This window comes from Meiothermus granaticius NBRC 107808 (assembly GCF_003574355.1).
In the GTDB taxonomy this organism is placed as follows: Bacteria; Deinococcota; Deinococci; order Deinococcales; family Thermaceae; genus Meiothermus; species Meiothermus granaticius.
Window position 1 is genome coordinate 1 of sequence record NZ_QWLB01000030.1, and the last position, 13,652, is coordinate 13,652.

A 13,652-nucleotide genomic window follows, 5' to 3' on the forward strand; every position below is an offset into this window, starting at 1 on the left:
AAGGGTCCTGGGAGAGTAGGTCAGTGCAAGGGTTTTATTATTTGCGGGAGTAGCTCAGTTGGTAGAGCACAACCTTGCCAAGGTTGGGGTCGCGGGTTCGAGTCCCGTCTCCCGCTCCATAACCAAACCCCCCAGGTAAAGCTGCCTGGGGGGAGCTTAATTGTTATGTGCTAAGCTACTTCCAAGCGGTTCCGCCCCAGCGCTTTGGCTCGATACATGGCTTCATCGGCCCGTTGGATGAGGGTTTCGGCGGTGCTTCCCTTTTCCCAACAAGCCAATCCTATGCTGATGGTGGGGGATAAACTGCCAAGAAGAGGCTCTTTTCTTAGAGCCTCACTTAGGCGCTCGCCCAGCCGCTGGGCCCCGGCCTGATCGGTGTTGGGGGCCAAAACCAAGAATTCCTCTCCTCCCCAGCGACATACCTCATCTTCCGCCCGCAAGGCCGAGGCGATGCGCATTCCGACCTCGCGTAAAACCTGATCTCCTATGGTATGGCCGTGGGAGTCGTTAATCTGTTTAAAGTGATCTATATCAATCAAAAGAATTGAGAAACCAAGGGGACTATGGCAACGCAATTCACGTTCAATCCACGCTCCCATGGAACGGCGATTGGGTAGCCCGGTCAAAGCATCGGTATAGGCCATTTGGTGGACCGAGCTGTATTCAGCCTGGCTGTGAGCATAGAGGTAGATCATGGCTAAAAGCGCCAGCTGGCTGAGGAAAAATTGTCCGATGGGGTTGACGATTGCAAAATTTAGACCATTGCTTCCTTGGGCAACCAGCAAGCCCATAGCGGTGGTGCTCAGCCCGGCTAGGTAATAGACAACGGAGGCTAGAAGAGCAGCTCGCAGGGGTAAGATTAAAAAAGCGAGCGGGAAAAATAAGGCAAACCAAATGGCGCCATCCCCCAGCCCTTCCCGCTGTAGCGTCCCAGTGGTGGCTCGATAGGCCAGATTCCCCAGCTGGTATGAAAACATCAGGATTAATCCGGCCGCACCGACCCAGGCAGTACTGATCCAGCTTCGCCATAGCACCACCAGCAGGAAGCTGAACAACCCAATGACAAGGGGTATGGTCAGATTATCCCAAATCCCGACCCCCGGCGAGCGCTGGCCCATGAAGAGGGATAGCAGCGATGCCAACAAGCCTAAGCCCATGATCCCTAGCAGAAAGCTCCGCCGGAAGCGCTCATAGGGAGGGACGGATTGATCGCTCATCTGCTTGATTAATCTAACACCTTGCGCGAGGCTTCTCGGTGGGGTTTGACCGCAGGCGTGCTGGAAATGGCATGGGTGAGCGGGCTTCCCGCTTTGTTCTTGCCCTTCCCCCGGGAACAAGTACAATGAATCGCTATGGCTGGCTTGTTTTCATTGCGAGGGGAAGATGTGGGGATAGACCTCGGCACCGCCTCGGTGCTGATTTATATGCGCGGCAAGGGCATTGTGCTGCGTGAACCTTCGGTGATTGCTATGGTCTCGGGCTCTAAAGAGGTCAAGGCGGTTGGAGCCGAGGCCTACCGTATGCTGGGCCGAACTCCCGGTAACATTATCGCGGCCAGGCCGCTTAAAGATGGAGTGATCGCTGATTACACTTTGACCGAGCGGATGCTTACGCTGTTCATCAAGAAAGTTTTGCCCCCAGTGCGCTTTTTTCGCCCCCAGGTCATGGTGGGGGTGCCCTCTGGGGTCACGGAGGTGGAGCGCCGGGCGGTGGTGCAGGCCATCGTTGAAGCTGGGGCCAAGCGGGCTTATCTGATTGACGAGCCTCTGGCTGCAGCCATTGGTGCGGGGATCAAGATTGCCGAGCCTACCGGCAGCATGGTGGTGGATATCGGCGGTGGTAGTTCCGATATCGCGGTGATTAGCTTGGGGGGCATTGTCCGCTCGACCAGCCTGCGGATTGCCGGAAATGAATTCGATGATTCAATCATTCGCCACATTCGCAACAAGTACAACCTGTTGATAGGCGAGCGCACGGCTGAGGAGCTGAAGATTAAGATTGGGGCTGCAAGGCGCTTGCCGGGCGACCAGGGGGTGGTGGCGGAGGTACGGGGCCGGGACCTGATTACCGGGCTGCCTAAATCCATCGAGGTCTCTACCGATGATGTGGTTGAGGCCCTTCATGAACCTCTGGAGAAGATCGTTCAGGGGGTTAAGGGGATCCTCGAGGTAACCCCGCCGGAGCTTGTGGCGGATATTATTGACCGGGGCATCTTGCTAACCGGCGGAGGCTCTTTGCTGCGCAATCTGGATGTGATGCTACAGGAGGCTACGGGGGTACCGGTAGTGGTAGCGGAGAACGCGGTAGAGGCGGTCGCCATGGGTACAGGAAAAGCCTTGGACATGCTGCATGTGCTGCGGGAGGCTCTGGTAACTTCGGATAACGTGCTCAAGCGCTGATGGCTCACCGCTATTGGCGTGATGTATGTTGCTCTCTCAAATCGCTGCCCATCTTGAAGGAAGGCTCGAGGGCCCAGACCTCGAGGTACGGGGGTTGGCCTCACCGGATCTGGCGGCTCCGGGAGAGCTGGTGATGGTGCGTGAACCCCGGTTCCTCGAAGTAGCGCTCTCGAGTGGGGCCGCGCTCGTGCTGGATGAGACCAGCTTTTGCCCTGATGCGGTCAGCCGGATTCGGGTCCGCGACCTCCGGAAAGCCTGGCCCCGGTTGCTCGAGCTGTTCGCGGTTCCCCTGCTCTGGACGGGGGCAGGGGTTCATCCCACCGCTACGGTAGAAGCCGGTGCTGCTGTAGACCCGAGCGCGATGGTTGGCCCCTACGCCTTTGTGGCCTCCGGGGCTCGAGTGTTGGCGCGGGCGGTGGTTGGCCCCTATAGCTACCTCGGCGAAGACGCCGAGGTGGGGGAAGAGGGGGTGCTGGAGGCCCGGGTAACCCTGCACCGGCGCAGCTTGGTTGGCCCTCGCTGCTGGGTGGGTACGGGCACCGTGCTGGGAACCCTCGGTTTTGGGTTTCAAGAGGGGAAGCGTCTGCCCCACACGGGCCGGGTGGTGCTCGAGGAGGGGGTAGAGCTGGGGGCGGGGTGTGTGGTACAGCGCAGCGTGGTGGGAGAGACCCGCATCGGCGCGGAAACCAAGATTGGCGATGGCACCCAGATCGGTCACAATGTGCGAATTGGTCGGGGTGTGGTAATGGTCGGCAGCAGTGCCCTGGCGGGTAGTGTGGTGGTAGAGGACGGGGTGGTGATGGGCGGACAGGTGGTGGTGGCCGACCATGTGCGCATTGGGCGAGGGGCCAGAATTGCCGCGGGCAGCGGGGTGGCCAAGGATGTTCCCCCAGGGGAGACCTGGGCCGGGGCGGTCCTGGCCCGTCCGGCTCGAGAGCACTGGCGCCGGCTGGCCTTGCTGGACTGGCTGGTGGGGGTGGAGCGCAAATTGCGAGGCTGGCTGAGGTCGGGAGATGGTTGAGCTTGAGGGGATCGGGCTGCATACCGGACAAAGGGCTACCGTGCGCATTCACCCTGAATCGGGGCCGGTACGGTTTCGGGTCGGGGGGGTGGAGTTTCGCCCGCTGGCCTCGCAGGTTGTGGACACCGCGCGCTGCACCGTGCTGGGGGCCAACGGGGTACGGCTGATGACGGTAGAGCACCTGTTGGCGGCCCTCTTCATCCGGGGGATCTGGGAAGGGGTGCTGCTCGAGGTGACCGGTCCCGAGATCCCCATCTTGGATGGGAGCGCCCAGGAATGGCTCGAGGCCCTCGAGGCCTTCCCGAGCCCAGACGCCGCAGCCTGGTCGCTACCGGCGCCCCTGCGGCTCGAGGAGGGGCGCAGCAGCCTGCTGGCCCAACCAGCCGAGGCCTTCTCGCTGCTGGTGACCATCGCATTCCCGCACCCCAAGATCGGTTACCAAGCCGTGGAGTGCCCTCCCACACCTTTGGCGGAACTGGCTCCGGCCCGAACCTTTGGCTTTTTGAGTGAGCTCGAGGCGCTGCGCTCTCAAGGCTTAATCCAGGGGGCCTCGCTGCAAAATGCCCTGGTGTTCAGCGATACTGAGCCCCTGACCCCCCTGCGGATGTTGCGCGAGCCCGCTATGCACAAGGCCCTGGATTTCTTGGGGGATTTGTACCTGGCTGGAGTGCCGTACCGGGGCCGCTTTGTCGTGCATCGGGGCTCCCACCGGCTCCACGTAGAACTGGCCCGACGGCTCCAACCCACCTGGGCCGAGCTTTCAGCCAGCTTTCAGATATAAGCCTTAGCTTAGGATGGGCTTGATGAGAAAGCGGCAGGTTTAGGTGTATCATCCCATTCAGGTCATGAAGCCCTACTTCCGTGTTGCGGAGACTTTATGGAGCTAAACGTCGGCGTTGTGGGCGTAGGAGTGATGGGTACCTATCATGCTCAAGTGTATGCCGGTCTTCCGGGGGTTCGCTTGGTGGGGGTGGCGGACCCTGATCCATTTCGCCAGGCTGCTATTGAGCAGGACCTCGAGATCCCCGCTTACAGCAACCCAGAGGAGCTGCTGGGCCGAGTGCAGGCGGTTTCCATTGCCTCTCCCACCTCTCACCACTACGCTCAGGCCAGAATGTTCCTCGAGGCCGGAATTCATGTGCTGTTGGAAAAGCCCATGACCCGTACCGCCCACGAGGCCCGGGAGCTAGTGCGAATCGCCGAGCAACGGGGACTGGTCTTGCAGGTGGGGCATATCGTGCGCTTTTACCGCGCGGTCTCCGATCTGATGCAACTGGTGCGGGGCCCTTGGGTGTTGGAGGCCAGGCGGGTAGGCAACAACCGCCGAATTCGGGACATCGGGGTAGTCCTGGATTTGATGATTCACGACCTGGACCTGGTGTTGCTGCTGCTGAAAGAGCGCCCCAACCGCTACACGGTGGTAGGGCGGCAGGTGGATGGCCTGGATGAGTATGCCCAGGCGGTGCTGGATTTTCCTTCGGGGGCTCGAGCCCTCTTCACCGCCAGCCGCATCTCCCCCATGGCCGAGCGCAGCCTGACCATCACCCAGCCCGGCGAGGTGCTCCGGCTGGATTTTAACAGCGAGTACACCGAGCTTTCGCTGCACCGGGCCCCCTTAGGGGCTTCTGACCCTGATAAGGTCGAACCCAATGGGCGTACCCAGGTGCAGGTTGAACGCACCGCCTTCAACAACGATAACCCGCTGCGCCGTCAGCTCAAGCATTTCGTAGACCGCATCCAGAAGGGGGAACCCCCGCTGGTGACGCTGGAGGACGATTTGCTGGCGCTCGAGCTGGCCCTGGAGCTCTCGGCGGCCCTTCAGCCGGTGATGGCCCGGTAGAGGTCAGTACCTCAGGCAGTTCTTCCCGCTGTGCTTGGCTTCGTAGAGGCGAGCATCGGCGGAGTCTAGCAGCTTTTCGTGGTTGGGCAGGTGGGGGTCTGCCGCCAACCCTAGGCTGATGGTGACCTGGAGCTCGGGGTGGATGGTGCTCCAATCGTAAGCAGCGACGGCCAGCCGCAGCTGCTCACAGACCGGGCGGGCGGTCTCGAGGTTGCTCTGCGGCAGCACCAGCACAAACTCCTCCCCGCCGTATCGGGCCAGAAAATCGCTCTCTCGGGCATTCTGGCTCATGATCTCGGCCACCTTCTGGAGCACCAGATCTCCGATCAGGTGCGAGAATCGGTCGTTTACGTGCTTGAAGTTGTCCACATCCACGATGGCCACGGCTAAGGGCTGCTGGCTGTGCTGGGCCTGGGCATACTCCCTGGCCAGGGTGGCCTCGAGGTGGCGGCGGTTGTAGAGCCGGGTGAGGGGATCGCGGATCACCTGCTCTTCTAAAGCCTGCACCAACGCACTCTTCTCCAGGTTGGCCTGATGCAAAGCCTCCAGGGCTCGAGCCAGCTCTACGTTCTTCAGCCGCTCGATCTCGGCCTCAGCCCGGGCTTTTTCCAAGTCTCGAGTGATGCCGAACACCTTGAGGCGGCGCTCCACGCTTTCGGCCCGCACCGTCGTTTCAAGCTGATGATAGGCTTCATGGTGCTGGAGGGCCCGCTCAAAGTTGCCCAGGGCTTTGTGGGTTTCCCACAGGCGCTGGTGAACCTGTAGCTCGAGGTCTTTGGCCCCCAGGGCCTGGGTCTCGAGCAGGGCCTGTTGCAGGGCGGGTAGGGCTTGGGTGTGGCTGCCTTGGCTGGCGTGGAGGGTGGCCACGTTGATCCAGTAGTGGATCAGGGGTTCTTTGAGCCCGGTGTTTTGGGCGTGCTCGAGCACCCAATCCAGCAGCGTGAGGGCTTTGGCGTGATCGCCCTGCTGGGCCAGAGCCTCGGCCAGGTTAACCCGAACCTTGGCCTCCAGATCCTTCAGGTTGAGGGCTTGGCACAGCTCGAGGGCCTGATAGGAGACCTGGACTGCTTCCTGGAGCCGCCCTAAAGGGATGTAGCTGGAGGCCAGGTTACACAGGATGAAGGCCTCGCGGGGCTGATCCTGGAGCGCACGGGCCAGCTCAATTCCCTCCAGCTTGGCCCGTACGGAGTCCTCCTCCCGGCCCATCTGCTTGTAGACGATGCCGATGTTGTTGAGGCTGGCGGCGATACCGGACTGGTCCCCGATGCGCTGGTTGAGCCGATAGGTGCGCTCGACATATTCCAAGGCCCTCTCCAGCTCACCCAGGCCAGCATAGATGGCCCCGATGTAGTTGAGGCAGTCCCGCTCGAGCCCCGCATCGTTGAGGACCTGAGCGATCTGAAGCCCCTCGGAGAGCAGCGGCAGGGCTTCGGTGAAATTGGAGGCCTGATACTGACAGAACCCCAGATTGCGCAGGGCATACCCCTCCCCCTGGAGGTATCCGGTGGAGCGGGCCAGGTCAAGGGCTTTCTGGCTCAGTTCCTGACTGTAGGTGCGGCTGGCAAGCCGGTTTTCCCAGGCCTCCCGCACCCAAGCCTCGACCTGCGCCACCTCAGCCGGAGCGGGAGGTGGCTCGAGGAAAGAGGCAGGGGTATCCGCGACCATACTGGGCTCATGCTAGCGGATATACCCCTATGAGCTACCCAAATATAAACATATCCGCCTCAGGGGGATTAACCCTGCTCGAGGATAGAGGCTTCGGACTTCATTATGTTTTTGACATAACCACCCGGATGGGGTATACTGAAGAGTGCAGCAAGTGCCTCCAGGCGCTTTTTTTCTGCCGCTACATAGGAGCGAATGAATGTCCCAGGTTTTGCCGATTGAGATTACCGATGAGGTAAAGCAGAGCTTTATCAACTATGCCATGTCGGTCATTGTGGACCGGGCCCTGCCCGACGTGCGCGATGGCCTAAAACCGGTGCAGCGCCGCATCCTTTACGCCGCCTATCAAGATGGGGTTGTTCCTACGCGCAAGCACGTCAAGAGCGCCAAGATCGTGGGGGAGGTGATGGGTAAATACCACCCTCACGGCGATGCGGCCATCTACGACACCATGGCCCGGCTGGCCCAGGACTGGAACCTGCGCTACCCGCTGATTGATGGCCAGGGCAACTTCGGCTCGGTGGACGGGGACCCACCGGCGGCCCCTCGCTATACCGAGGCCAGGATCTCTGCCGTGGGCTATGAGATGCTGCAGGACCTGGACAAAGAGACCGTAGACATGGTGCCCAACTACGACGGCACCCAAACCCAACCTGAGGTGCTGCCCTCGGCTTTGCCCAACATGCTGGTCAATGGTGCGGCAGGGATCGCTGTGGGGATGGCCACCAGCCTGCCTCCCCACAACCTCTCCGAGACGGTAGACGCCTTGGTGGCCATGATCGCCAATCCGGAGATCGGCCTCGAGGAGATCCTGAAGCGCCTGCCCGGCCCGGATTTTCCCACCGGGGCCAAGCTCAGCCGCCGGGGCATCGCCGAGGCCTATGCCAGTGGGCGCGGGACCCTCAAGGTGCGGGCTCGAGTGCGCAACGAGGAGAAAAATGGGCGGGCCATGCTGGTCTTCACCGAGATCCCCTATCAGGTCAACAAAGCCGACCTAATCGCCCAGATCGCTGGCTTGGTCAAGAATCACGTGATCGAAGAGATCAGTGCCCTGCGCGACGAGTCCGATCGCCAGGGGATGCGCATCGCGATCGAGCTCAAGCGCGGAGCCAACCCCCAGGTGGTGCTCAACAAGCTCTACAAGCACTCCCGCCTTCAGACCACCTTCAGCGTGAACATGCTGGCGATTGTGAACGGCGAGCCCAAAGTGCTCAGCCTGCCCCAGATGATGCGGCACTACCTGGACCACCGGGCTCTGGTGGTGCGGCGGCGCACGGAGTATGAGCTGCGCAAAGCCCGGGAGCGAGCCCATATCCTCGAGGGCCTCCTCATCGCGTTGGACCATATTGACGAGGTCATCGCCTTGATCCGGGCATCTCAGGACGCGGCCGAGGCAAGGCTTGGACTGATCAACCGCTTCGCCCTGACCGAGATCCAGGCCCAGGCCATCCTGGATATGCGCCTTCAGCGTCTGGTCGGGCTGGAGCGGGAAAAGCTCCAGGAGGAATACCGCGAGCTGATGGAGGAGATTGCCCGCCTTAGTGCGATCCTCGAGGATGAGAAGCGGCTATGGCGGGTGGTGCAGGATGAGCTGCTGGAGGTCAAAAAGCGCTTTGGCGACGAGCGCCGTACCCAGATCACCGAGTTCGAGGAGGGGTTCAGCCTTGAGGACCTCATCGAGGACGAGCCGATGGTCATCACCCTGACCGCTCAGGGCTTCATGAAGCGCACCCCGCTCGAGGCTTACCGGGCTCAGGGCCGGGGTGGGGTAGGGGCCCAAGCGGGAAAGACCAAGGAAGAGGACGAGGCCATCTCGGTGTTTGTGGCCTCCATGCACGATACCTTGCTGATTTTCACCAACCGAGGCCGGGTCTACGGCGAGAAAGTCCATGAACTCCCCGAGGCCAGCCGACAAGCCCGGGGCACCCACGTGGTGAGCCTACTCCCGCTCGTCGAGGGCGAGGAAGTGGCGGCCCTGCTCAACGTGCGCGACCTGACCCAAGAGGGCTATTTTGTTTTTGCCACCAAAGAGGGCCTGGTCAAGAAGACCGAGATTCGGGAGTACCAAAACCTTTCCTCGGCGGGGCTCATCGCGATCAACTTGGTGGAAAACGATGCCTTGATCGCGGTCGGTATGGCCCAAGAAGGGGATCAAGCTATGCTGGCTACCCTGAGCGGCCAGGCCATTCGCTTTGACCTGGCGGATGTACGTGCGACCGGGCGGGCCAGCCAGGGGGTTACCGGCATCCGCTTCAAGGGGGGGCGCAGCGATCAGGTGGTCTCCTTGGTGGTGTTGCCCCAAGGGTACGAGGGGGAGGTGTTGGCGGTGGGTACCAAAGGCTACGGCAAGCGCACCCCCGTCTCTGAGTACCCTCTGCAGGGCCGCGGCGGACAGGGCGTGATCACCTTTAATACCAACGACAAAGTGGGGCAGCTCGGGGCTTTGATGCGGGTGCAGGGCACCGAGGACCTGCTGGTGCTTTCCAAGCGGGGCATTGCCATCCGCACCAAGGTGGCCAGCATCTCGCAGTATGGCCGGGCGACCAGCGGGGTCAAGGTGATGAATTTGGCCGAGGATGACGAGATGGCTTCGGCCTTTGTGATCGCTTTGCAGGAGTGAGCTTACCGAGGGCCCATCCGAGGGGACAGGTGAGCCTCGAGTTGGGCCGTTGGCAGGTTCACTTAGCATGCTGCCTTACCCCTGCCTACTGCCGGACGTGCTAGGGTAAGGCCTTGGTATGGTTGAGCGAATTTATCTGGCCAAGCCTCGAGGGTTCTGTGCAGGGGTGGTAATGGCCATTGAGGCGGTGGAAAAGGCCGCCCAGGAACTCAAGGGTGAGGGCGACTTGGTGGTGTATCACGCCATCGTCCACAACGATGTGGTGGTGAAGCGCCTCGAGGCTGAACACGGGGTGCACTTTGTCGAAGACCTGTCTGAGGTGGAGCAGCTACGCGCGGAACACAAGCTGGCCGATACGGTGGTCTTCTCGGCCCACGGTATTCCCCCCGAACTGCGCAGGGAGGCCGCTGAGCGGCGGCTATCCCAGATTGATGCGACCTGCCCGCTCGTCACCAAGGTTCACTCCGAGGCCAAGCGCTATGCCCAGGAGGGGTATACCATCCTCTTGATCGGGGATTCTGCGGATCATCAGGAGGTCAAAGGCACCCGTGGTGAGGCCCCAGAACACACCTTCCTGGTGGCGGTGCACACCCATATCGGCCGGGATCCCCGTCTGGCCGACCCCCGCACCCTACAAGTACCCAACCCCGAGAAGCTGGTGGTCCTGACCCAAACCACCCTCTCGGTGGATGACACCTTGGCCACCATCGAGATTTTGAAGCAGCGGTTTCCCCAGTTAGTGGTGCCCAGCCGCGATGATCTCTGCTACGCCACCAAGAACCGCCAGGATGCGGTGAAGCGGATTGCCCCACAGGTAGACCTATTTCTGGTGCTGACCAGCCTCCAATCCTCCAATGGGATGCGGCTGCTCGAGCTCTCTCGCAGCCTGGTGGGCCGGGCCGAGCGGATCAATACGGTTGAGGAGATTCAGCCGGAGTGGCTCGAGGGGGTCCGTTCGGTAGGCATTACCTCCGCCGCCTCTACCCCAGAGGATTTGGTGCAGGCGGTGGTGGCCCATTTCCGCGCCCTCAACCCCCAGCTTGAGGTGATTGAAGAGGGGGAGTGGGAGAACATCGCCTTTCGCGAGCCGCGCCGAATTTCCCCGGAGGAGTTTCGGGCCAAAGCCGTTTCCCCGTGAACTGCTGGAGGGGCCGCATGATGCCTAACCCTTCTGCTCATGGTTATCCTCATCCCCTCTCGGTCGCTCCCATGATGGATTGGACCGATCGGCATTTTCGTTACCTGCTGCGGCAAATTACCCGCCGGAGCCTGCTCTACACCGAGATGGTGGTGGATCGATCCATCCTGCTGGGCCATCGGCCTAAGCTGCTGGATTTCCACCCGCTCGAGCATCCGGTGGCGCTACAGCTAGGCGGAAGCACGCCAGAGACCCTGGCGGAGGCCTCGAGGATCGGGGAAGCCTGGGGGTACGACCAGATTAACCTGAATCTGGGCTGCCCTTCCGAGCGGGTTCAGGGTGGGGGGTTTGGAGCTTGTTTGATGAAGGAGCCCGACCTGGTGGCCGAGTGCATGGCGGCGATGCGTCAGGCGGTGTCGGTTCCCGTTACCGCCAAGCACCGGCTGGGGGTGGACGACCTCGAGTCCTACCCGCTGCTCTGCCGCTTCGTTGAGAGGCTGGCTGGGGTGGGAATTCAAACCTTTGTAGTGCATGCGCGAAAAGCCATCCTCAAAGGGCTTTCCCCTGCAGAGAACCGCAGCATCCCGCCCTTGCGCTACGGGTGGGTGTATCAGCTCAAACAGGATTTCCCCCACCTAAACATTGTGTTGAACGGTGGAATTCGCAGCTTAGAGGAAGCCCAGACCCACCTGGCCCACCTCGACGGGGTGATGCTGGGACGTGCGGTCTACGAAGACCCCTTCGTGCTGGCTGAGGCCGATTGGCGCGGGTATGGCCTGGCCTGGCGCCCCACTCGGCTCGAGGTGGCCCAGTCCATGATCGCGTATGCCGAGGCCCAGCTCGAGCAGGGCACCCCGCTGTGGGCTGTGGCCCGGCACATGCTCAACCTGCTCAAAGGTCAGCCGGGGGGGAAGCTGTGGCGGCGGGTACTCTCGGAGCAGGCCAACCGGCGGGGGGCTCGAGTGGAGGTGTTGCATCAAGCCCTGGAGGCTGTTGCGGTCCCTTCAAGGGCTACCCCGGCTGCTCAGCCGGCCTAGAAAAAGGTGAGCTTGCCAAGCGCGGCTGGCTCTGCTATATTAGCGTTCGCTCTTGGGCGCACTGAGACCCGTTCCGCGGTAGCTCAGTCGGTAGAGCGTCCGACTGTTAATCGGATGGTCGTAGGTTCGAGTCCTACCCGCGGAGCCAATCCCCCCCGGTCCTGCCGACCGGGGGTTTTTCATTTACTTATCCCTGCCTTTGGGGTTGTTCGCGCTCTCCTTAAGCCGGAGGGGATCTTCGCGGTCGGGCAAAATCCCACATCTTGAGGACGAAGGCCCAGGCTGGATGGGTCCAGTGGCCCATCACGGTGCCCTCTCGCAGGGCTTGAAGAAGATCGCTCGGCCCGCAGATGGGCCGCTGAGGGGTTTGTACCCAGGCATCGCCAACCTGACCCAGGGTATGGGCATCTGAGCCCGCGCTTTGGAGCCGCTGATGGGTTTCAGCCCAGCGAACCGCTACCCGATTCCAGTGCGGTCGGGAGATGCGGGCGTTGAAGGTCTCGATGATATCTATATTGTCGGCTAGCTGCTCGAGGGCCTCGGGGTTCAGCCGCCAGCGCTTGAGCGGGTCAAAGCCATGGGGTAAGAGCACCAAGCCTCCCTGAGCCCTTATGGCCGCTACGGTCTCTTCAGCGCTGAGCCCAGGGGGAATTTTCTCATTGAGAAATAGGCCTATCAACTCGCCATCGCGGCTCGAGATCTCCTCGCCCACGATTACGGTGAGGCCACTGCCCTGGGCTAGGGTTTGCAGCTTCTGGGCCCCCCAGACCTCGTTGTGGTCTGTGATGGCTTGAACGTTGATCCCACGCGCAGCACAGCGGGCTGGGAAGCTGGTAAGCGGGGTGCAGCAGTCGTGGGAAGCCTCACTGTGGCAGTGCAAATCAATCCGCATCATCCCTTTGGGGAAAGCCGCTGGGGCACCTGATTCTGCAGTCCTATCGGGGATTTCAGGGGGCATGTTTCAACTCGAGAATTCGCGCTCAAGAACCCTTCTCAGGGCTATTTGCATTTGGCTGGGAGGCTTGTGGGGGCGGGTCTTTGGGCTCGGCGGCAGGAAGCCAGACTTCCAGCGCTTTGGGCCAGACCTCTATTTCGATTTCACCAGGGCCATCTTGATGGTGCACCTCAGCATCGAGGTGGAAAGGTGTGCCGTCCCATTCCAGCCGTATGTGTTGGCAGCGCCGTACACTCACATTGGGAAGCTCCTCGAGCCGCTCCTGCAGCAAACTGGTAAGGTAGCCGATCACGCTAACGCGTGCGGTATCGCTCACCGTTACCACGTCTAACAGCCCATCGGTGGGATCAGCGCCTGGGGCTAGCCGAACCCGGTGGCTGAGGGCGGGGGTGTTCATCACCTCGAGCAACAGCAGCGGTTCTTCCAAGGCCTCTCCATCGCACCACATTCGCAGGGGCTGGGCCTGAAATCCGCTGACGGTTTGCAGTCCGGCCTGTAACCCGCGCAAAATGCTTTTTTCTCCCTCAGGGTCGTAGGTGTGGAGGGTGGAGGCAAAAATCCCCCACCCAGCGGCCTCAAGGAAGAGGTCTTCCCCCCAGGGGGTCTGTACCCGTCCTACATCCAGCCAAACTTTTCGGGGCTTGGCCAAGCCCTCCAGGATCTTTTGGGGAGGGAGGCCGAAGATACCCAGGGCCCCAGCCACGTTATTGGCTGTGCCCATGGGTACCACCGCCATTGGAGTCCTGCCGCCGGCCAGTCGGGCCGCTACGGCTCGCACTGTGCCATCTCCTCCAGCAGCCACCACCAGATCGGTGGGATGGGCCAGCACGGGGTCAAGCTCTTCAGGGGTTTCGGTCGGAGAGAACCAGGCCTCATACCCCGCGGACTTAAGGGCCAACAGGAGTTGAGTACTATCGAGGCTGTTGGCCCCGCCTGCGTTGGGGTTATGGATGAGGGTAGCACGCATAATGGTTTAC

The 13,652-nt window shown here is 61.5% G+C and carries 11 protein-coding genes and 2 tRNA genes; 9 read left to right on the forward strand and 4 right to left on the reverse strand.

The annotated features are described in order from the left end of the window. Window positions 1-43: 43 nt before the first annotated feature. Window positions 44-119, forward strand: a tRNA-Gly gene (locus tag Mgrana_RS11095). Window positions 120-170: 51 nt separating this feature from the next. Here Mgrana_RS11095 and Mgrana_RS11100 read toward each other — a convergent pair. Further along, window positions 171-1,217 carry a GGDEF domain-containing protein gene (locus tag Mgrana_RS11100; RefSeq protein ID WP_119357682.1) on the reverse strand — a complete coding sequence of 349 codons (1,047 nt, stop codon included), beginning with the start codon at window positions 1,215-1,217 and terminating at the stop codon, window positions 171-173. Window positions 1,218-1,352: 135 nt separating this feature from the next. On the opposite strand from Mgrana_RS11100, the gene mreB reads away from it, so the two are divergent. From mreB to Mgrana_RS11120, 4 genes are all read left to right on the forward strand, one after another. Then, window positions 1,353-2,399 (forward strand): rod shape-determining protein, encoded by a 1,047-nt coding sequence (mreB, locus tag Mgrana_RS11105; RefSeq protein ID WP_119357683.1) that lies wholly within the window; start codon window positions 1,353-1,355, stop codon window positions 2,397-2,399. A 25-nt stretch (window positions 2,400-2,424) separates the two neighbouring features. Then, window positions 2,425-3,420: a UDP-3-O-(3-hydroxymyristoyl)glucosamine N-acyltransferase gene (locus Mgrana_RS11110; protein ID WP_119357684.1), complete on the forward strand. Its 996-nt coding sequence runs from the start codon at window positions 2,425-2,427 to the stop codon at window positions 3,418-3,420. Continuing rightward, window positions 3,413-4,201, forward strand: coding sequence for a UDP-3-O-acyl-N-acetylglucosamine deacetylase (locus Mgrana_RS11115; RefSeq protein ID WP_119357685.1), 789 nt, complete (start codon window positions 3,413-3,415; stop codon window positions 4,199-4,201). The genes Mgrana_RS11110 and Mgrana_RS11115 overlap by 8 nt, the downstream gene beginning before the upstream one ends. Window positions 4,202-4,297: 96 nt before the next feature. Then, the gene (locus Mgrana_RS11120) at window positions 4,298-5,260 is read left to right on the forward strand and encodes a Gfo/Idh/MocA family protein (RefSeq protein ID WP_119357686.1); all 963 of its coding nucleotides are present in this window, start codon (window positions 4,298-4,300) and stop codon (window positions 5,258-5,260) included. A 3-nt stretch (window positions 5,261-5,263) separates the two neighbouring features. On the opposite strand, the gene Mgrana_RS11125 is transcribed toward Mgrana_RS11120, so the two are convergent. Beyond that, entirely contained in the window at window positions 5,264-6,925 is a 1,662-nt protein-coding gene (locus Mgrana_RS11125) for a tetratricopeptide repeat-containing diguanylate cyclase (protein WP_119357687.1), read from the reverse strand. A 199-nt stretch (window positions 6,926-7,124) separates the two neighbouring features. On the opposite strand from Mgrana_RS11125, the gene gyrA reads away from it, so the two are divergent. The 4 genes from gyrA to Mgrana_RS11145 all read left to right on the forward strand — a co-directional run bounded on the left by gyrA (window position 7,125) and on the right by Mgrana_RS11145 (window position 11,868). Further along, the gene (gene gyrA / locus Mgrana_RS11130; RefSeq protein WP_119357688.1) at window positions 7,125-9,545 is read left to right on the forward strand and encodes a DNA gyrase subunit A; all 2,421 of its coding nucleotides are present in this window, start codon (window positions 7,125-7,127) and stop codon (window positions 9,543-9,545) included. Between the two features lie 118 nt (window positions 9,546-9,663). Next, window positions 9,664-10,683 carry a 4-hydroxy-3-methylbut-2-enyl diphosphate reductase gene (gene ispH, locus Mgrana_RS11135; RefSeq protein ID WP_119357689.1) on the forward strand — a complete coding sequence of 340 codons (1,020 nt, stop codon included), beginning with the start codon at window positions 9,664-9,666 and terminating at the stop codon, window positions 10,681-10,683. Between the two features lie 17 nt (window positions 10,684-10,700). Continuing rightward, a complete protein-coding gene (dusA, locus tag Mgrana_RS11140; protein WP_240631343.1) occupies window positions 10,701-11,720 on the forward strand; it encodes a tRNA dihydrouridine(20/20a) synthase DusA in 1,020 nt (339 codons plus the stop codon). A gap of 72 nt (window positions 11,721-11,792) precedes the next feature. Beyond that, window positions 11,793-11,868, forward strand: a tRNA-Asn gene (locus tag Mgrana_RS11145). A 72-nt stretch (window positions 11,869-11,940) separates the two neighbouring features. On the opposite strand, the gene Mgrana_RS11150 is transcribed toward Mgrana_RS11145, so the two are convergent. Further along, window positions 11,941-12,615, reverse strand: a complete 675-nt coding sequence (locus Mgrana_RS11150) for a PHP domain-containing protein (RefSeq protein ID WP_240631344.1) — start codon at window positions 12,613-12,615, stop codon at window positions 11,941-11,943. An 85-nt stretch (window positions 12,616-12,700) separates the two neighbouring features. After that, on the reverse strand, window positions 12,701-13,642 hold the full coding sequence (locus tag Mgrana_RS11155; protein WP_119357690.1) for a diacylglycerol/lipid kinase family protein: 942 nt from the start codon (window positions 13,640-13,642) through the stop codon (window positions 12,701-12,703). Window positions 13,643-13,652: the final 10 nt, after the last annotated feature.